This window comes from Acinetobacter sp. ACNIH1, assembly GCF_002934695.1.
Lineage (GTDB): Bacteria > Pseudomonadota > Gammaproteobacteria > Pseudomonadales > Moraxellaceae > Acinetobacter > Acinetobacter variabilis.
Map to the genome: position 1 here is coordinate 2,794,519 of NZ_CP026420.1, position 20,370 is coordinate 2,814,888.

16 protein-coding genes are annotated in these 20,370 nt (G+C 45.8%); 8 read left to right on the forward strand and 8 right to left on the reverse strand.

Features of this window, described 5'->3' with window-relative positions:
- The first annotated feature begins 85 nt into the window (after window positions 1–85).
- The gene (locus C3F22_RS13670) at window positions 86–3,577 is read left to right on the forward strand and encodes a PAS domain-containing hybrid sensor histidine kinase/response regulator (RefSeq protein ID WP_104426731.1); all 3,492 of its coding nucleotides are present in this window, start codon (window positions 86–88) and stop codon (window positions 3,575–3,577) included.
- 416 nt (window positions 3,578–3,993) lie between these two features.
- Window positions 3,994–4,761: a hypothetical protein gene (locus C3F22_RS13675; protein WP_005232645.1), complete on the forward strand. Its 768-nt coding sequence runs from the start codon at window positions 3,994–3,996 to the stop codon at window positions 4,759–4,761.
- Between the two features lie 66 nt (window positions 4,762–4,827).
- Here the strand turns inward: C3F22_RS13675 and C3F22_RS13680 are convergent, their stop codons facing one another.
- Entirely contained in the window at window positions 4,828–5,478 is a 651-nt protein-coding gene (locus C3F22_RS13680) for a response regulator (protein WP_004781530.1), read from the reverse strand.
- 373 nt (window positions 5,479–5,851) lie between these two features.
- Between C3F22_RS13680 and msuE the strand changes: the two genes are divergently transcribed.
- From msuE to C3F22_RS13700, 4 genes are all read left to right on the forward strand, one after another.
- Window positions 5,852–6,586, forward strand: coding sequence for an FMN reductase (msuE, locus tag C3F22_RS13685; protein WP_005232646.1), 735 nt, complete (start codon window positions 5,852–5,854; stop codon window positions 6,584–6,586).
- Window positions 6,587–6,614: 28 nt separating this feature from the next.
- Window positions 6,615–7,730, forward strand: coding sequence for a dimethylsulfone monooxygenase SfnG (gene sfnG, locus C3F22_RS13690; RefSeq protein WP_104426732.1), 1,116 nt, complete (start codon window positions 6,615–6,617; stop codon window positions 7,728–7,730).
- A 152-nt stretch (window positions 7,731–7,882) separates the two neighbouring features.
- Window positions 7,883–8,497, forward strand: a complete 615-nt coding sequence (locus C3F22_RS13695) for a riboflavin synthase (RefSeq protein WP_005232650.1) — start codon at window positions 7,883–7,885, stop codon at window positions 8,495–8,497.
- A 128-nt stretch (window positions 8,498–8,625) separates the two neighbouring features.
- Window positions 8,626–10,035: a cryptochrome/photolyase family protein gene (locus tag C3F22_RS13700; protein ID WP_104426733.1), complete on the forward strand. Its 1,410-nt coding sequence runs from the start codon at window positions 8,626–8,628 to the stop codon at window positions 10,033–10,035.
- A 62-nt stretch (window positions 10,036–10,097) separates the two neighbouring features.
- On the opposite strand, the gene C3F22_RS13705 is transcribed toward C3F22_RS13700, so the two are convergent.
- Both C3F22_RS13705 and acs read right to left on the reverse strand, forming a co-directional pair.
- The gene (locus C3F22_RS13705) at window positions 10,098–11,279 is read right to left on the reverse strand and encodes an acyl-CoA dehydrogenase family protein (protein WP_104426734.1); all 1,182 of its coding nucleotides are present in this window, start codon (window positions 11,277–11,279) and stop codon (window positions 10,098–10,100) included.
- A 126-nt stretch (window positions 11,280–11,405) separates the two neighbouring features.
- Window positions 11,406–13,352, reverse strand: a complete 1,947-nt coding sequence (acs, locus tag C3F22_RS13710) for an acetate--CoA ligase (RefSeq protein WP_104426735.1) — start codon at window positions 13,350–13,352, stop codon at window positions 11,406–11,408.
- 261 nt (window positions 13,353–13,613) lie between these two features.
- Here acs and C3F22_RS13715 point away from each other — a divergent pair, with 261 nt between their 5' ends.
- Entirely contained in the window at window positions 13,614–14,189 is a 576-nt protein-coding gene (locus C3F22_RS13715) for a DUF805 domain-containing protein (protein WP_104426736.1), read from the forward strand.
- Window positions 14,190–14,296: 107 nt separating this feature from the next.
- Window positions 14,297–15,277, forward strand: coding sequence for a mechanosensitive ion channel family protein (locus tag C3F22_RS13720; RefSeq protein WP_104426737.1), 981 nt, complete (start codon window positions 14,297–14,299; stop codon window positions 15,275–15,277).
- On the opposite strand, the gene C3F22_RS13725 is transcribed toward C3F22_RS13720, so the two are convergent.
- The 5 genes from C3F22_RS13725 to prfB form a co-directional block, all read right to left on the reverse strand.
- On the reverse strand, window positions 15,251–15,964 hold the full coding sequence (locus tag C3F22_RS13725; protein WP_104426738.1) for a 16S rRNA (uracil(1498)-N(3))-methyltransferase: 714 nt from the start codon (window positions 15,962–15,964) through the stop codon (window positions 15,251–15,253). The two genes, C3F22_RS13720 and C3F22_RS13725, sit on opposite strands and share 27 nt — an antisense overlap.
- Window positions 15,965–16,241: 277 nt before the next feature.
- On the reverse strand, window positions 16,242–17,522 hold the full coding sequence (locus C3F22_RS13730) for a 3-deoxy-D-manno-octulosonic acid transferase (RefSeq protein ID WP_171284759.1): 1,281 nt from the start codon (window positions 17,520–17,522) through the stop codon (window positions 16,242–16,244).
- A gap of 81 nt (window positions 17,523–17,603) precedes the next feature.
- Window positions 17,604–18,689 carry an alkene reductase gene (locus C3F22_RS13735; protein ID WP_104426740.1) on the reverse strand — a complete coding sequence of 362 codons (1,086 nt, stop codon included), beginning with the start codon at window positions 18,687–18,689 and terminating at the stop codon, window positions 17,604–17,606.
- A 15-nt stretch (window positions 18,690–18,704) separates the two neighbouring features.
- Window positions 18,705–19,004, reverse strand: coding sequence for an ArsR/SmtB family transcription factor (locus C3F22_RS13740; protein ID WP_034170237.1), 300 nt, complete (start codon window positions 19,002–19,004; stop codon window positions 18,705–18,707).
- A gap of 146 nt (window positions 19,005–19,150) precedes the next feature.
- Window positions 19,151–20,246 (reverse strand): peptide chain release factor 2 gene (gene prfB, locus C3F22_RS13745; protein WP_104426741.1). Its coding sequence is split into 2 segments (ribosomal slippage): window positions 19,151–20,173 and window positions 20,175–20,246, totalling 1,095 coding nucleotides; the frame shifts between segments, so codons are not numbered across the junction.
- Between the last annotated feature and the right edge of the window lie 124 nt (window positions 20,247–20,370).

Sequence of the window (20,370 nt, forward strand, 5' to 3'; positions counted from 1 at the left end):
CTTTGGTCGTTAAAAAATGATCAATTTAAACTGCTGAGTGCATGATGCGGTATCATAGCATCATGCACAGTACACATCAGGCTATATGAACAGTTGGCTCATCATAGGGGTGCTCGCCCTCTATATCACTTTACTCTTTACTTGCGCTTTCTATGGGGAAAAACATGCCAGTCGGCTCAGTACCCGTGGCCGCATGCTATTGTTTAGTTTAACTTTAGGCGTCTACTGTTCTTCCTGGACATTTTATGGCGCGACCGGTGCTGCGGTTCGTGAAGGGATTATTTTCCTGCCGATCTATCTTGGTCCCCTGCTCTTTGTCGCGATTGGTTACGATATCTGGCGCCGTCTGGGACGGGTACGCCAGCATCATGCCATTTCATCAATCGCGGACTTTGTCGCTGCACGTTATGGTAAAAGTGGGCCTCTGGCTTCACTAGTCACCATTCTGGCAGTGATTGCCATCATTCCCTATCTGGCCTTGCAGTTACGTGCAATTGCCTTGAGTGCGGCGGTCATTCTGGAACCCTCCGCAGGGATTGCCAGTACCACCAATAGCGTACTGTTCCTGACTGGCGTCCTGGCGATTCTGGCGATGATTTTCGGCACCCGGCAGATTGCCAACACTGAACAGCATGGCGGTCTGATGCTGGCTGTCGCCTTTGAGTCTTTCGTCAAGCTATTTGCCCTGCTGGCCGTAGCCTGTTTCTTCATTTTTGAAGCACCAGAAAATCTGCCTCAGATCAGTAGCGATATTCAGTCTACCTTCCATGATGTACAGCTGTTTGGTGTACCGGAAAGCTTCTGGGTACAGACTTTGCTGGCTGCACTGGCGATTATCTGTTTACCGCGTCAGTTTCATGTGGCTGTGGTTGAATTACGGGATGAAAAACATATCCGTGGTGCACGTCGCTGGTTTGCCATTTATCTGATTCTGACCACACTAGCAATTATCCCGATTGCCAGCTGGGCATTACATGCAGCTCCTCAATACTTAGCGATTCCTGATGTCGCAGTGCTGTCTTTACCGCTTAGCTATAATCAGGACTGGCTGACTCTATTGGCCTTCTTAGGGGGCTTTTCGGCCTCGACCGGCATGCTGCTGGTATCTTCAGTCGCTTTATCCATCATGCTAAGTAATGACCTGATCATGCCAGCGCTCTGGCGTTTAAACCTGATCTCACGGCATGACAAGCGTTTACCACTGGTACTCAAATTTACCCGCCGGATCTGTATTCTGGCCGTGATGTTGATGGGCTTTTTGTTCTTCAACTTCTTTAATGATATTGACCAGCTTTCTGTTTTTGGCCTGCTGGCCTTCAGTGCTGTGGCACAGTTCGCCCCTGCTCTGATTGGTGGTCTGTATTGGCGTGGTGGGAGTAAGCAAGGCGTGTATGCGGGTCTGTTGACCGGTTTTGCTTTGTGGTCTTATACCCTGCTATTACCAACGATTTTGCGCAGCCTGCCAGAAGCCTATCAGCAGTTCAGCCAGAGTTTTCTGGAACAAGGGCCTTTGGGCTTGAACTGGTTACGCCCTGAAGCCCTGATCGGTTTCGAATCTTTTGATCCTCTGACGCATGGTGTGGTCTGGGCACTAGGCCTGAACACATTCCTATATATCTGGGTCTCCCGGATGTTCCGCCCAAGTGTGGCTGAACAGATTCAGGCGGAAAGTTTCTTCTACTATGAAACCAAGCCACTTCCATCACAAAGTCCATCGACTGATGTCAGCTACTCGCATCAGGATGTGGCCCGTTTAAAAGTTGGTGACCTGATTACGCTGGCCAAGCGCATTACCGGTGAAGGCCCGACCATGCAGGCCTTCCAGCAGTTCTGTGCTCAAAACAGTGTGGAACTGAATGAAAATAGCAGTGCCAATGGCATGTGGTGGCGTTTCACCGAGCAGTATCTGGCCGGTACCATTGGTGCAGCATCGGCACGTACCTTGCTGACTACAGCGATGGTCAATAATGGCCTGGCGCTTGGTCAGGTCGCCAATATTCTGGATCAGGCATCACAATGGCAGCGTTTTAACCAGAACCTGATCATGACCATGATCGACCATATGACCCAAGGGGTGAGTGTGGTTGATGAAAACATGTGTCTGGTCGCCTGGAACAACCAGTATCTGAAACTGTTCGACTACCCAAAAGATATTGTTTATGTCGGTTGTCCAATCGCTGATCTGATCCGTTATAACGCTGAACGCGGTGAATGTGGTCCAGGTTCGGTTGAAGAACATGTGCGTAAACGGATTCACTGGATGCAGGTCGGTAGCGCGCATGAATTTGAACGGATCCGTAAAGATGGCCGCGTGATTCAGATGCGGGGTAATCCGATTGAAGGTGGTGGTTTCGTGACGACCTTTGCCGACATTACTGCCTTCCGCGAAAATGAAGCGGTACTAGAAGCCCGGGTTCAGGATCGTACCCAGCAGCTCGCCGATGCCCTGTCTGAACAGCAACTGGCGCGTGAACAGGCCGATAAAGCCAATATGTCCAAGAGCCGCTTTATTGCTGCCGCCAGTCATGACCTGTTACAGCCAATGCATGCTGCACGTCTGTTCAGTACGGCGCTGGAGCAAAGCGTACAAAGCGAAGAAGATCGCAAGACCCTGCAGCAACTAGATCGTGCTTTGCATGGTGCAGAAAGCATGCTCTCAGCCCTGCTGGATATTGCCCGACTGGAGGGCGGTACGATTCAGCCGAAACGCCAGGCTTATCCACTGCATGATTTATTAAGTGATCTGGAACTGCAATTCAAATCCATTGCGGCACAGCGTGGCATCAAACTGCGAGTGCATGATGCCCAGTTCTGGATTGACACCGATCCACAATGGATTCGCCGGATTATCCAGAACTTTGTCAGCAATGCCCTACGTTATACCGCCAAAGGTAAGGTCGTGGTCGGTGTACTGCGTTCTAGCAACCGGCCAAATCATATCCGGATCGGGGTTTGGGATACCGGTCCCGGTATTGCTGAAGAACAGCGCATCAAGCTGTTCCAGGAATTCGAGCGTTGTGGCCATACTTCGCCTTGGGGTGAACAGGGTCTGGGGCTTGGCCTCGCTATCGTGCAACGTATGACCGGACTACTGGATTATCCAGTTCATGTTTCTTCCGAACTGGGCAAAGGTTCCTGCTTCATGATTGAAGTACCGTTGACCGCAGCACCGAAAGTCGTTGCCGCCCCTGTTCAGGCTGTGCCATTGAAGTCCAAGGCCTTTAAGATTCTATGTCTGGACAATGATGAAACTATTCTTGAAGGCATGTCGACCTTATTGACCAAATGGGGTTATCAGGTCTTTAAAGCCACCGAACCAGAACAGGCTGCTGAAATGATCCAGCAGGAAAATATTCAGGTCTGGCTGGTCGATCAGCATTTAAACCAGGACAAGATCGGTCTGGACTTTATTCTGGAACATCGTAGTAGTGGTATTCCGGTGGCATTGATTACCGCAGATTCTGATCCGGAACTGCCACAGCGCCTGAAGGATTTAAATATTGTCCTGCTGAAAAAACCGTTGAAGCCTGCTTCACTCCGTTCCTGGTTATCCGGTCTGAAAATCTCAGGTAGCTAGAACTTTTTATTTCCCTCTCAATGCCCATTTTAATGAGTTAAAAATGGGCATTTTTTATACTGAATAAATACCTTTCTTTACCTGAGTGGCAAAAAAATCAGGCCAATGTGCTAAAAGCACCAAATTTCACATAATTCCTGCTGATAAATTGCTCAAAATTATCATTTCAGCATTCTCTATGGCAAAAGCCACCAAATCTATTAATATACATGTGTACAACTAGTTACAATTATTTAAGTTACTGTTTAAATTAATTTTTAATCCTATTTTATGGTAGATAGAACTTTGGTCGTATTTTTAATACAACAGGCTTAGCTCTAAAAATAGACAATATAAGAAACGATCAGTTTCCATCTGACAATGCCTACATCCTTTTGGCAGCTGGTCTATTTGCACTGCTAGATAGGAGTTATAAAATGAAACTCGATGAATCAATTGCTCAGCTTCCCGCACAGACTCAGCAATTCCATCGCCAATATGGTGCTAATGCCTTATTACCCAGCATCGACTGGGCACAAATGTTTAAATACAGCAAACTCGACGATACCCAGATTCAGGCACTTGAAACCCTGTATCAGCATGCAGTTCCTTTAGCCCTGCAAGTTTTTGATGAACTGCATTTTGATGTCTTTGAACCTTATGCCTATAAACCGCAAGGTTTAGGTTTATTTGAACGTCTGGCTGAACAGGAAAACAAGTTGATTGAATCTCTGGAAGCGGAAGCCGAAGATTTACCAGCAAAAACCCGTCATCAGATCTGGAGTATGCTGCTGCGTGGTGGCGCTGTTCTGGTCTTTAAAGCGTGGCTCGGTAAAGTAAAGAATGAAGAAGATTGTCTGGACACGACCCAATTTGATGAACTCTCTGATCTGCTCTTTATCAAAACTTGCCCGCATGAACTGGCAGAGCACCTACAGGTCGATCCGAATAGCACAGACGAGCATGTGTTCCTGATGTATGAGGATGAAGTTTATCTGGACCGTTTCAATAGTCTGGAAACCGCTGCCCTGTTTGTTGATCTTGGTGTTTATGATGCGACTTTCCTGAGTCTGCGTGATGACCGCGTGGCAGAATATTTGATCTCCAAAGGCTATGTCACTCAAGAACAAATTGATGAATTGCAATCCGCACTGAATCCCATGTTCTGTACTGATGTTACCCAAAAACAGGATTATATTGCTTAATCCGCAATATTCTCTCAATAAAAAAGACCTCCTCTGAGGTCTTTTTTATTATGTAAGCTGCATCACTTACATTTTCTTTTCTTCAATATTCAAGGCATTAATAGCAAGCACGGCTTGGGTACGGTTTTGTACACCCAGCTTACGGAAGATTGCTGTCACGTGCGCTTTAATGGTGGCTTCTGAAACATCCAGTTCATAAGCAATCTGTTTGTTCAGCAAGCCTTCGGCTACCATCATCAAGACACGGAACTGTTGTGGTGTTAAAGACTGAATCCGTTCTGCCAATGCAGTTTCATCTGCAGCACGCGGATCGAAGTTCATGTTGGCTGGCAGATTGGGTGGTAACCAGATTTCTCCTTCGAGGACTTCGCGAATTGCTTCACCAATATGGCTTGGATGTGCCGATTTTGGAATATAGCCCATCGCACCATGTGCAATCGCGCGCTGGATAATGCTAGCTTCTTCGTGAGCAGAAACGACAATAATTGGAATCGAAGGATATTGTGCGCGAACGTGGACCAGAGCAGAAAAGCCCGATGCACCTGGCAGGTTTAAATCCAGAAGGACAAGATCAGGCTCAGGACCATTTTCTAGACGTTCATAAAATTCATTGACTGCTGCAGTTTCATGAATCTGCGCTTGTGGCAGACTATAACGAACAGCTTGGATCAGAGCATGACGAAACAGTGGATGATCATCAACGATTAAAATATTCATAGGACGTGAGAGAGATCTTGTGCACAGTAGCTCCTATTCTAACCACACAAGCCAGTTTATGGATATGCAAGATCGCCAATTTTTTAAATAATGTGGAGTTTTTCTTTAATTTTTTTAAATTTTCGCTTATTTCAATAATTCTTTAATTCTCATCACTTTTTTATATATGATTTATTCCTATTCTGCATAGCTTATCTTTATTCAATATAAATATAGTTATCAGTCATTTATCCAGCTCTATCCGTTTCAGAAGCACATTTTCCGCTTATATAGAAAAATCAGATAACTTTTCAGCATTTCGTTATTTTACACCTACTGCGGCAATCGGGATTAATAGGGTCATTCCGAGCTTAACCATTTTTAGGTACTTCACATGTCCCATTTTTCCGAGCAAAAACCTTTAAACATCGTGGCTGTTTCTGGCGGCCTGAATCACCCATCTAAAACCGAAGCATTGGTTCAAGCCATTCTGGATGAACTGGGTGAAGCGACGCCAATCAATGTACATTTCATTAAATTTAGCGAAATCGGCCAGCTTTTAGGTGGTGCAATTTACCGTAACCAGTTACCGCAACGCGTGCAGGATGATCTGGCAGCCGTTGAAGCAGCAGATGCCCTGATTGTTGGTACGCCTGTTTACCGCGCTTCATTTACGGGCCTGTTCAAGCATTTCTTTGACTTCGTAGAACAAACAGCGCTGGTAGATGTACCGGTTCTTTTAGCAGCTTCTGGTGGTAGTGACCGTCATGCGCTGGTTCTTGAGCACCAATTACGCCCATTATTCAGCTTCTTCCAGGCACAAACCTTACCAATCGGGGTATATGCCACAGATCGTGACTTTACGCCTGAATACACCATTCACAGTGAATTACTTCGTGCCCGTATTACTCTGGCAGTGGCTCGTGCCCTACCAATCCTTGAATGGGCACCAGCAAAGGGGCAGCGTGCTGAGGTCATTAAAGAAAAATCTCAGCAAGCCAACCAGAACCTAGGCATCAACAAGCAAATCGAACAGGAAGAAGTTTTACCTTCAGCTGCAGTGCCAAGTCTGGATGCCGCAGAATCCCGTTTGCACAGCAAGAAAGCGCCAAAGACTCAAGTGGCTTAATAGCCGCTTCATTCAGAGGGTAAGAATAATGTCTCAAGATAAAAATATTGTATTTGCTTACTGGGTTCCAAATGTTAGTGGCGGTCTGGTGGTCAGCGACATCGAACAGCGTACTGACTGGAGCTACGACTATAATGCCCGTCTGGCGCAAACTGCTGAGAAAGCAGGTTTTGATTATGCCCTGACCCAGATCCGTTTTACTGCGGGCTATAACGCTGAAAACCAGCATGAATCAGTCAGCTTCAGTCACAGCATCCTGGCAAAAACTGAACGCTTAAAAGTGATTGCCGCGATCTTGCCGGGCCCATGGAAGCCTGCGCTGGCAGCGAAGCAGCTGGCCACCATTGACCATCTCACCAACGGCCGAATTGCGATTAATGTCGTAAGTGGCTGGTTCCGTGGCGAGTTTGATGCAATTGGTGAAGAATGGCCGGAACATGACGAATGTTATGCACGTTCAGAAGAATTTATTCGCAGCCTGAAAGGGGTCTGGACTCAAAATAATTTCAGTTTTGATGGTAAATACTACCAGTTCAAAGACTATACCTTGAGTCCAAAACCGCTACAGAAACCGCATATTGAAATCTTGCAGGGGGGAAGTTCCCGGGCAGCACGTGATATGGCATCTCGCGTGTCTGACTGGTACTTCACCAATGGCAATACGCCAGAAGAGCTAAAAAAACAGATCGATGATATTCGTGAAAAAGCCAAAGCGAACAAACACTCTGTAAAGATTGGCGTGAATGCGTTTGTGATTGCACGTGATACCGAAGAGGAAGCGCAAGCAGTACTAAAAGAAATCATCGCTAAGGCCAATGTTCAGGCGGTGAAATCTTTCGGTGAGGCAACGCGTGAAGCGGGTGCAGCCAGTAAGGAAGGTGAAGGTAACTGGGCCAAATCTACGTTTGAAGATCTGGTGCAATATAACGATGGCTTCCGTACCAACCTGATCGGGACGCCACAGCAGATTGCGGAACGTATCATCGAACTGAAAAAAGTCGGTGTTGATCTGGTTCTTTCAGGCTTCCTGCACTTTATTGAAGAAGTGGAATACTTCGGTAAAAAAGTCTTGCCACTCGTGCGTGAACTCGAAGCGCAGCAAGCTGAACAGCAACAAAAAGAACAAGAAGCTGAGCTCGTTTAAACTATAATAATGCTCAGCATAACGATTCATTCCCTCAAGGCTCGGCTTGAGGGATTTTTTTTATGCAACACAGTGTTCTCGGCATAAAGATAGCCGTCTGCTTTATTCTTGACTAGAATGAAGCCAAACTCGATGAGATAGAAATTTAAATTATGTATACCGGTATCGTACAAGGCTTGGAAAAAGTCGTGGATATTCGCCAGGACAATGGCTTCATTACTATTGTTGTGAGCAACGAAAATCAGTTTTTTCAGGATGTCTTTATTGGCGCCAGTGTTGCGATCGACGGCGTCTGCCTCACCGTAACGACCATTGATCAGAAGCTAAATCAGATTCACTTTGATATCTCCGATGTAACCCTTGCTCTCACTACCTTAAAATCTCTTCAAGTGGGTGATGAAGTGAATGTCGAACGCTCTGCCAAAGTCGGTGCAGAAAATGGCGGGCATAATCTGTATGGACACATCGAAGGTACAGCGATCATTAAAAATCTGGAATATCGCGGTGAAACCTACCATATCGACATTCAGATCCCGGATGGCAATATCAAATACTTTTTCTTAAAAGGGTTTATTGGTCTGAACGGCTGCAGCCTGACCGTCAATCGCGTCGATCGTGCCAATAGTGAAATCTCGATTGATCTGATTCCCGAAACTTTGCGTCTGACCACCTGGAAAAATGCCAAAGTAGGTGATGAAGTCAATTATGAAATTGACCAGACCACGCGTACCTTGGTAGATACCTTAGAAAATATTCACCAGCGTTAAAATGAAAGAGCCGCTTATACCATAGGCGGTTTTTTTAACTGATCATTCTGCCTACGTCTACGTTTCTATACAGAATTTTCAGGTGGAATGAATAAAATAATCTGATTCCAATTCAGAACGTTATTCCCATGCAGTTGATCTGGTTCCGCCAAGACCTCCGTATTCATGACCATGCCGCACTCTGGCATGCGACCCAGCAAGGTCCTTGCATTGCATTAGCAGTCCTCTCTCCCGAACAATGGCAACTGCATCAGGATGCCCGGATCAAAACTGATTTTTATCTGCGACGGCTCAAATATTTAAAACAGCAGCTACAGCAACTGAATATCCCACTTATCATATTGAATATTCCTTTGTGGGAAGATTTGGCGCCAGAAATATTGAATCTATGTCAAAACCTGAAGATTGAAAACCTGCATACCAATATAGAAGTCGGCGTCAATGAGCTGGAACGTGATGCTCACGTACAGCAATTGCTGCAACAGCAGCAAATCAGGGTCGAGCTCTATCATGACCGCACCCTGTTTCCCCTCGGCAGTATCCGGAACCAGTCCAATCAACCGTATCAGGTCTATAGTGCCTTTAAGAAAAAATGCTATGAGCGGCTAATTCTGGATGTACCCGCCTGCTATCCTGAGATTGAAACTCAAGATCCAATCCAATTACCTACTGATTTCATCAATGTTGATCTGGAAAAATTCTCGGCAGATTATGTAGTAGAGCATGCTGCCCAACTTTGGTCTGCGGAAGATCGAACTGCCTTGGACCTGCTCGATGATTTTATCGATGACAAAATGGCTCATTACAAAACCGACCGTGATCTGCCTGCAGTTGATGGCACCAGCCGTCTCTCCCCTTATCTGAATATCGGTATTCTTTCCATTCGTCAATGTGTGCAGGCACTTTTTCAGGATGGTTATTTCCAGATTGAGGATGTGGGTCAACAGACCTGGTTGGATGAACTCTTGTGGCGAGAATTCTATCTACAGACTCTGTTTGATTTTCCACGTGTCTCCAAACACCAACCATTTAAGCAAAATACCCATAAGATCCAGTGGCGCAATGCTCCCGAAGATCTAGTTGCCTGGCAGCAAGGCCAGACCGGAATTCCGATTGTCGATGCTGGCATGCGGCAAATGCTAGCGACAGGTTGGATGCATAACCGGGTCAGGATGATTACTGCGATGTTCCTATGTAAGAACTTGCTGATTGACTGGCGACTGGGTGAAGCTTGGTTTATGCAGCATCTGATTGATGGCGATCTGGCTGCGAATAACGGTGGCTGGCAATGGTGTGCGTCAACTGGCATGGATGCCGTGCCCTACTTCCGGATTTTTAATCCGGTCAGCCAGTCCCTGAAGTTTGATCCCAATGGAGACTATATCCGCGAGTGGGTGCCTGAACTGGCGCATCTGGATGTCAAATCCATTCATGAACCTTATGCCAAAAATCCTGATCTGGAACTGGATTATCCAAAACCGATTGTCGATTTAAAAGCCTCTCGTGTACGAGCCATAGAAGCCTTTAAGCAGATTTAGAAGAAACTATCACTTCATCTAATATGAAAAGCCTCCAGTATCAGAGGCTTTTTATTTTCATATCAAGAATAAAAACTTGGATCAGGCACTTTCCCGGTCAGGATCCACTCCCCAACTTCCTGATATTTATAATCTACCGGATCATGTAAGGTCTGGGTGCGAACATTACGCCAGAAACGGTCCAGATTCAGTTTGGCCGTGGTCGCACGCGCGCCCATCACCTGAAAAATATTCTGGGTGATATAGAGAGATGTATTGGTGGCCGCGATTTTGGCTATGGCAATCGCAACTGAAACTTCACCACGCTGTTCAGCAGTGAGATCATTGCCCAGATCCCAAGCAGCTTGTAAGGTTTGAATCGCTTTATCAGCTAGCAAACGCACGCTTTCCAGCTGCACATAAAAATCGGCAAAATGCTTCTGGGTAAAGGGGTCATTCACTGCATCTTCTACCAATGATTTTGACCAGGCTTTTTGGGTTTGTACGGTTTGTTTGGCCACTTCAAATGCGCCTTCTGCTACACCGAGGAACATGTGTACAAAGATCAACTGGGCAATCAAAGGACGTAGGCTGGAATACGGTGTACTCAGTGGACCCGGATTTAACAGCAATTCATCTTCATGAATTTTGACCTGCTCGAAATGACTGGTGCCGCTATCAGTCTGACGTTGACCCATATTATTCCAGTCGCCGAGAAAACTTACGCCCTTACGTGCTGTTGGAATTACCCCGATCAGTAATTTTCCAGCATCGTTATAGCCTGAACACAGTAAAATATCGGAATCAATAGAGCCAGAACAGAAGCTTTTATGTCCATCAAAAATATATTCTTTTTTAGCAATTTTCGTTGCGGTAGTTCGACGGTCCAGTGGATTTAAAGTATTGCCCCAGAACAGGTTTTCCCGAGCGGTCTGTTCAAACCATGGGCCATATTGTTCCGGTTGGGAAAATAATTGAACCGTTGCAATCAGCAAATGATGAAACCCATAAACATGTGCTAATGAACTATCGACTCGGGCAATGATTTGAATGGTTTTAAAAATCGTCTGCCAGTCTGCTTCCTGACCGCCATACTGTTTCGGAATGGACAGGCCCAGTAAGCCACTCTGGCGAATCAGATCACGCTCGGCTTTAGGATTACCGCCCTGCTTGTCACGAGCTGCGGCTGTTTGGGCAAAAGTTTCTGTCAGTTGCTGGGCAATTTGCAGGGGAGATTGATCTAGATATTGTTGTCGTACATTCATTCTTTTGACCTAAGTTCAGCATAGTTTTAGCTTAGCAGATTGCAGCTTGGCACTATATTCGAAAGCATGCAGAGCTTATTCCTGAGACAAAAATACCGGCAATGCCGGTATTTGAACGTCCTAAACTTATGCCTGATTACGCTGCACTTCAGCAATTAACTGATCCACGACTTGTGGTTCAGCCAGAGTCGAGGTATCGCCCAGACTATCTAGCTCATTGGCAGCAATCTTTCTTAAGATCCGGCGCATGATTTTACCTGAACGGGTTTTAGGTAAAGCCGGTGCCCAGTGCAAGGCGTCTGGCGTTGCCACTGGCCCTAAAATTTTACGTACCCAAGCTACCAGTTCACCGCGCAGCTGTTCCGTACTTTCAGTTCCTGCCTGCAAAGTGACAAATGCACAAATCCCCTGACCTTTGATGTCATGCGGCATACCCACCACGGCAGCTTCGGCAACCGCTTCATGGGCAACCAGTGCACTTTCAATTTCTGCTGTACCCAAACGATGACCGGAAACATTGAGTACATCATCGACACGACCAGTAATCCAGTAATAGCCATCTTCATCACGACGTGCGCCGTCACCAGTAAAATAGGTTCCCGGATAGGTCGAGAAATAAGCTTCAATAAAGCGGTCCGGATCACCCCAGATAGTGCGCATCTGACCGGGCCAGGAATCCTTAATCACCAGATTACCTTCCGCTACCCCTTCAATTTCCTTGCCTTCTGCATCGACAATGGCTGGTTGCACACCAAAGAATGGCCGGGTTGCAGAACCTGGTTTCAGGTCGGTCGCGCCCGGTAAAGGCGTAATCATGAAGCCACCGGTTTCGGTTTGCCACCAAGTATCAATCACAGGACAGCGACTTTCACCAACTACCGAGTAATACCAGTTCCAGGCTTCCGGGTTAATCGGCTCACCGACCGAACCTAAAATTCTCAGGCTGCTACGATCACTTTCCCGCACATAGGCATCCCCCTCCCGCATCATGGCGCGGATGGCAGTTGGTGCGGTATAGAGAATCGTCACATTGTGCTTGTCGACGATATGTCCGGTACGCGCCCAGCTCGGATATTGCGGCACCCCCTCAAACATGACCGTAGTCGTACCATTAGAGAGCGGACCATACAGCACATAGGAATGCCCGGTAATCCAGCCGACATCGGCAGTACACCAGAACACATCATCCTGTTTGATGTCGAAAACTTCACGGAAGGTGCAATTCACATAAGTCAGATAACCGCCTGTGGTATGCAGTACGCCCTTAGGCTTTCCGGTTGAACCCGAGGTATATAAAATAAACAGCGGATCTTCCGCATTCATCGGTTCAGGCGGACAGATCTCATTGACGGTCATGATTTCCATGTGATACCAGAGATCACGCCCCTGTTGCATTTCCACTGGATTACCGGTGCGATGTACAACGATGACATGTTCAACCGATTCGGTGCCAGCAATTTTCAGGGCTTCATCCACATTGGCTTTCAGTGGAATAGCTTTGCCACCACGCATACCCGAATCTGCGGTAATCACCATTTTGGCCTGACTGTCTTCAATCCGGCTAGCCAGAGAATCAGGTGAGAAACCACCAAACACTACGCAGTGCACTGCACCAATCCGGGCACAGGCTAGCATGGCAATTGCGGCTTCCGAGACCATTGGCATATACAGCACCACCCGGTCGCCTTTTTTAATCCCGTTCTTTTTCAGTACATTGGCAAAACGGCAGGTTTCATCATAAAGCTCGTGAAAAGAAATAATCTTGTGACGGGACGGATGGTCCCCTTCCCAGATAATCGCCGGTTTATAAGGATGTTCCTTAAGATGGCGATCCAGACAGTTGGCACTGACATTCAGCTGGCCATCTGCAAACCATTCAATTTTAAAATTGTCTTTATCAAAACTGGTATTTTTAACCTGGGTAAAAGGTTTGATCCAGTCCAGGCGTTGTGCCTGTTCAGCCCAGAACTGATCCGGTTGTTCAATGGATTGCTGATAACGCTCAAAATACTCTGTATCAGTGGTACGTGCGGTTTTCTTAAATTCTGCTGGTACTGGATAGATTTCTTTCATTGTTCGCTTCCTTGATCTTGTTCTATCTCATCACGAGAGCTTGATGGCATTTTGTTGATTGTTTTTTATGCATAATGGCAGTATGTACTGCATATTTCAAATCCGACAATCATGCTTTCGTCGTAGATTATTTATTCAAATTCAATCAGAATAACTTCGGATAATGCTCAACTATGGCCAAAGTCAGCTAGATATTGCTATCGTCAAATAAAATGAGTCTCCCACTCTCGCTGTATTTTATACAGGCTTAGGATCTTGCCCATGAATTCAACTGAACCTTCCTATTTCCCTCCTCCTTTTCCTGCAGCAGATCATCCCTTATCGATCAGGGGCCGATTTGGACGTTTGAGTTTTATTGCCTGGTCTGCATTTTTACAGTTTATTTTCTTATGCAGCAGTATTGCGCTAGGTTTAAGTATTGATATTGTGAACATTGCCAGCCTATCGGTAGATTCAAACTGGCAAATTTCCCTGCACGGCCTGTCCAGCCTGTTTGCCTTAGCGATCATGCTGGTCTATCTGTATTTCGGTATTGTGATTACGGTACGACGCTTACATGATCTGGACCGTAGTGGCTGGTGGATGTTGCTATTCTTCGTGCCTTTGATCAATCTGTTTGTCTGGATCTATATCCTGCTTTTTCCAGGAACAAGAGGCAGCAATCAGTATGGTCCGATACGTACAAGCCCCGTCTGGGAAAAGATTGTGGCTTGGCTAGTAATCATTTTTACCGTACTCAGCCTGTTGGCGACGACTGCGTTATTCTCTTATATGAGTAAAGGTGAACCTTCAAGAATCCCAAGTGAAGTGAAACAAAAAACGACTGAGTTCTTTTAAGGCAGTTGTGTCTGTTTTGCATAAATATATTGTGTATAAACTTCACTGTTGTTAATTTTTTGCTGGAGTTGAGGCAAAATAAGCGAAATTTAAATTGTGGAGTTTTTGTGGCTGAGCAAGAGAATACTTTAAGCCAGGTAACTGAAGGGACGACTGAGCTCCTGCATCAGGCGACTGAAAAAACTGCCAAAACCGTGATCGAACATACCTCCAAGTATAATGATGCCTATAGCACCATTGATAAGATCATGGAGGGTTTCTGGGAACGTGTGCCTTATTTCTGCATCGCGCTGGCAGTCATTGTCATTTTCTGGTTACTGTCAAAACTGTTTAAGTTTTTTGTCCGTAAGACTTTAGAAAACCGTACTTATACCCGACAGAATCTGGTGCTGGTGCTGAACCGTGTCGGTAGTACCGTGATTGTTTTCTTCGGTGTTTTAATCGGGCTGGTGATTGCGATTCCAGGTTTCACCCCGGGTCAGCTGATGAGTGCGCTTGGGATTGGTTCGGTGGCGATCGGTTTCGCATTTAAGGATATTTTCCAGAACCTGCTCTCAGGTGTACTGATTTTGCTGAGTGAACCTTTCAAGATTGGCGATGACATTATCGTGAATGGTCTGGAAGGTACCGTAGAAGATATCCAGATTCGTGCAACCTTTTTACGCTCGCCAGATGGTCGTCGTATCGTAATTCCAAATGCTACGGTCTATACCAGTGCAGTGACAGTGAATACCGCTTATACCCGCCGCCGCTGTGAATTTTCGGTCGGTATTGGTTATGAAGATGATATCCAGAAAGCCAAGGATATTATTACTGCAATTCTGGATAAAGATCCGACCATCCTGAGTCAACCTGCATTTAGCGTCAATGTGATTGCACTGGCAGACTTCTCGATTACCCTCAAAGCGTTATGGTGGGTCAATACCACTGAAACAGGTATAGGTACCTCAATCAGTGCAGTTCAGGAACGGGTAATTCAAGCCTTTGCTGAACATAACATTTCGATTCCATATCCGGTGCAGGAAGTGAAAGTCTATCGTGGCGATGGCCATGAGGATGCTTCAGCTCGCGCTAAACAGTCGACCTAAAACATAGGAAATCGCCGTTTCAGTACGGAGAATACGGTTGCCAAGGCTCACTGCCTGGCAGCCGTTTTTTATGAGCAAATCAACTTCATACGGAATAAAGCCACCTTCGGGGCCAATGACAATCGTGCAAGGATGCTGAAGTGCATATGGCATCGGCTGTTCCGCATAAGGATGTGCAACAAAGGCTGGACGGTCAGCTGTAATGAGTCCCGGCAAGATATCTTCGACAAAAGGTTTAAACCGTTTATACAGCTCAATTTTCGGAGCAAGCGTATCCCCTGCCTGTTCTAAACCAAGATCTACATAATGATTCAGCTGCTGCAAAAATGGTGTCTGCCAATAGCTTTTATCCACCCGATAGCTATGCAATAAAATGATTTTCTCTACGCCCATGGTCACAGCATCCATGATCAGACGACGCAAAACTTTAGGACGTGGTAAAGCTACAATTAAAGTAACAGGCAGCTTTGCAGGAACTGCTTCTTCTTGAATCGGCTTCAATAAAACTGCCTTTTCAGAGATTTCGACAACTTCAGTTAAATACCGTTTCCCTTCCCGAATTCCGACTTTTAATGTGTCACCGACCTGAACCTCAAGATGTTGTTGCAAATGTTCCAGCTGCCGCTTTGACGTAATTGACCATAGATCAGATTCGGTTTGGCGGAGATCAAGGAGGACGATATTCATAAAAAATTAACTCAACAAATCCATCATTGGATACGCGGAAACGTCATCCACAACTGTCCGAGGCAGGACTCTTTTTGCCTGATATAGGTTCTGCGATATCTCTGCAAAAAGATGGTATATGACGAGTTTTGTGGATGAAAAATGGTTTTGTTACTTTTGCCGAAATAAAAGTAAAAGAAAGAAGAGTCCCTGGCATTAAATCTATAAAGATAAGGCTTAGTTTTAACCTTATACAGTCAATCCATGAAAATCAGCTTCTTCACAAATCAGAATATAATCAAAGATATTGATCAATCGCCTGAATATGCCTTTCAAGTGAACCCTGATTTTGCTGCATAATCTTTTGTGCAGCAGTATTCAAGCTTTCAGCTTTAGCTGAATTATTCAGAATTTCTAGCAAACTCTCAGCAGCCTGTTTAGCATCCTGCACCACTTCTACGGCATGCGCCTGGACAAACTCATCCACAATCGTCTGAAAGTTAAAATAATTTTTACCCAGAATCGTTGGGAGATTTAGCGCAATTGGTTCCAGAATATTATGACCACCACCTGGTTCATTTAGAGAACCACCAACATAACAGGCTTGGCTCAAGGCATACCAGAGCCACATCTCGCCCATGGAATCTGCCAGATAAACCTGAGTATCTGCTTCAATGCGCTGTCCCAGGCTACGGCGTTGGGTTCTTAAACCTAAGGATTGTGCAGCTTGGAACACCTCATCAAAGCGTTCTGGATGGCGTGGCACCACGATACAAAGGAATGACGAATCTGCACCCACTGCGGTCTTAAGCTCGGTCATTAATTGCTGCTCTTCTGGCGCATGCGTACTGGCGAGAGTAATGATCTTCCGGCCTTGCAGAGACCATTTTTGTCTCAACCCTGCCGCATGATCAATAAATTGCTGCGGTGCCGTGATATCAAACTTAATATTGCCCAAGACCTGAGTTTTTTCTAAAGCTATACCTAGATCAATATAACGCTGCTGGGTCGCTGTATCCTGAGCCAAAAGGCCGGTTAAATTATTAAGCATGCCACGGGTTAGGCCTTTGACTTTGCCATAACCTTTGGCGGATTTTTCAGAAAGACGGGCATTCAATAATAGGCAAGGCACATTAAAATTCGGTGCCTGATCAATCAGATTTGGCCAGAGCTCGGTCTCCATCAATAACAGCAATTTAGGCTGATATTTTTGATAAAAATCACGAATCAGGGTTTTCTGGTCAGCTGGCAAATATACAGCCTGGAATAAGTCTAAATAAGGTTCTTTTAAGAAGAGAGATTTAGCTCGTGCCTGCCCGGTCTTGGTGGTATTGGTCACCAGAACCGGATGCCCAAGTTTTAAATAATATTCAATTAAAGGTTGAGCGGCATTGGTTTCCCCTACGGATACTACATGAAACCAGATTGCCTGCAGGTTTTTAGGGGATTGGAAAGGACCAAAACGTTCCAGCAATTCTTGTTGTAATTGTTCCGGACTGGTCGCACGTTTACGTATACGGGATTGATAAAGCGGTTTCGCTAGCGCCAAGGCTGCGTTATACCAGAATGGAGTAGCCACATTGCGCCCCAAAACAGATTCAATCGGCAAAATATAACAGAGCCACATCGACATGTTAATCGATGTGGCTCTTATTTCGAATTATTCTATGGTACTTAATACCTTAACTTCTGCCAAAGTTGGATAATCAATATAACCTTCAGCCACCTGACTGCCGATCATATTTTCCATTTTCAGCTCATTCAGTGGTGCATTGTGAAGCAGACGTTCGTATAGATCAGGATTCGCAATGTAGGCTTTACCAAATGCGACTGCATCTGCCTTTTCAGCTGCCAACAGCTCAATCGCATCTTCACGACTCAGTTGCATATTGGCAATATAAGGCACTCCACCAGAACGCTCTTTCATATATTCGGAAATGCTGTCTTCAGCCAGATATTCACGGGTAAAGAAGAAGGCAATCTTGCGCTTGCCCAGTTGCTCCATGGCATAGCCAAATGTTTCACGTGGATCATTATCACCCATGTCATGGTCATCACCACGCGGAGCAAAATGCACTCCTACACGATCTGCACCCCATACTTCAATCAGTGCATCAGTTGCTTCTAGCAGGAAACGTGTACGGTTTTCCACTGAACCGCCGTATTCATCTTCACGCTGATTGGTTTTGCTTTGCAGGAACTGGTCAATCAGATAACCATTGGCAGCATGTAATTCAACACCGTCAAAACCGGCTTCTTTAGCACGAATCGCAGCTTGCTTGTATTGCTCGGTAATCTCGTGAATTTCAGAAACTTCTAAGGGACGTGGCGTAACGTACGGACGTTTTGGACGTAACAAGCTGACATGACCTGCCTGTTGTACTGCACTTGCAGAAACTGGTGTTTCACCATTTAACAGATCCGGATGCGATACACGACCAACATGCCAAAGCTGGGCAACGATTAGACCGCCCTTCTCATGAACCGCTTGAGTGACCTTTTTCCAGCCTTCGACCTGAGCATCGGTAAACAGTCCTGGGGTATTCAAATAGCCATTGGCTTCTTCGGAAATCACTGTAGCTTCAGAAATGATCAGGCCAGCACTTGCACGTTGCGCATAGTATTCAACCATCATTGGGGTTGGAACGCGATCAGCAGTTGCACGGCTACGGGTCAGCGGCGCCATGATGACACGGTTTTTAAGCTCTAACGCACCGAGCGTTAAAGGAGAATTTAATTCAGCCATCGTTACTCCCACCTGTTAAAGGTGTTGTTGTAGGTGTTCGATAAATTGCTGAATCAAAGTTTCATTGCGGGAGAAATATGACCACTGTCCATGCTTGGTCGCAGTGATCAGGCCAGCCTGCTGTAACACCGACAGGTGATTGGACATGGTGGACTGGGAAACCTGGCCCAAACATTCAATTTGACCTGCACAGACCCCACGTTGAAAGCCACCACACTCTTCCGCAGACAGATATTGCTCCGGAGATTTTAACCACTCCAGAATTTGTCGACGGGTCGGATTGGCTAAGGCTTTAAAAATTAGATCAAGGTCCATAGGCACATCACAATCAGTGGCGCAACGAAACTTCATTCAGCATCTACGGTCATTATATCGTATTTTTTCGATTTATATATCGAATAATTTAGATATAAGAGTCACAGTCTGTTAAAGCTTTGTTACGCCAGCTTTTAAACGATTTCTTACAGGCCCTGTTTCAGGCTTGCTTCGATAAATTTGTCCAGATCACCGTCCAGAACTGCGCCAGTATTGGAATTTTCTACCCCTGTACGCAAATCCTTGATACGTGAATCATCGAGAACATAAGAACGGATCTGGCTACCCCAGCCAATATCGGACTTGGAATCTTCCAATGCCTGTGCAGCTTCATTACGTTTATTCATTTCCAGCTCATACAGCTTGGCACGCAACTGCTTCCAGGCATGGTCACGGTTGGCATGTTGTGAACGCTGGTTCTGACACGCCACCACGATACCGGTTGGAATGTGGGTTAAACGCACGGCAGAGTCAGTTTTGTTAATGTGCTGACCACCCGCGCCTGAGGCACGATAAGTATCGGTACGGACATCTGAAGGATTGATTTCAATTTCGATATTGTCATCCACTTCAGGTGAGACAAACACGGCAGAAAATGACGTATGACGACGGTTGCCCGAGTCAAATGGTGATTTACGCACTAAACGGTGTACCCCAGATTCGGTACGCAACCAACCATAAGCATACTCACCTTCGACACGAATCGTCGCAGATTTAATCCCGGCCACATCCCCATCAGATTCTTCCATCAGTTCAGCTTTAAAACCATGACGTTCAATCCAGCGCATGTACATACGTAACAGCATAGACGCCCAATCCTGTGCTTCAGTACCGCCGGAACCTGCCTGAATCTCTACATAGCAAGGGTTTGGATCCATCGGGTTGCTGAACATACGACGGAATTCAAGCTTCGCCAGTTCTTCTTCAGCTGCATTCAGCTCAGCCTGCACATCTTCCAGCATCGCTTCTTCATCTGCTTCAACCGCAAGGTCAAGCATCGCTTGAGCATCTTCAAGCTGGGTCGTTAAGCCGTCCAGTACATTGAGTACATTTTCAAGCTCGCCTTTTTCTTTGGCCATGGCCTGAGCACGACTTTGGTCATTCCAGATTGCCGGGTCTTCTAATTCACGTAGGACTTCTTCTAAACGCTCTTTTTTCAGATCGTAGTCAAAGATACCCCCGTAGTGTTTGACCACGTTCGTTTAAGTCTTTTAATTGGTTTAGATACGGATTAATTTCCACGTGAATTTCTCTCAATCAAAATTAGGTATAAATTCTTAGGCCAATATTATATCACAGTCTATTTCGCCAATTTATAGCGATAAATCCATCTTTAAGGCTAAGCAAGAAAATGTCACTCACACAT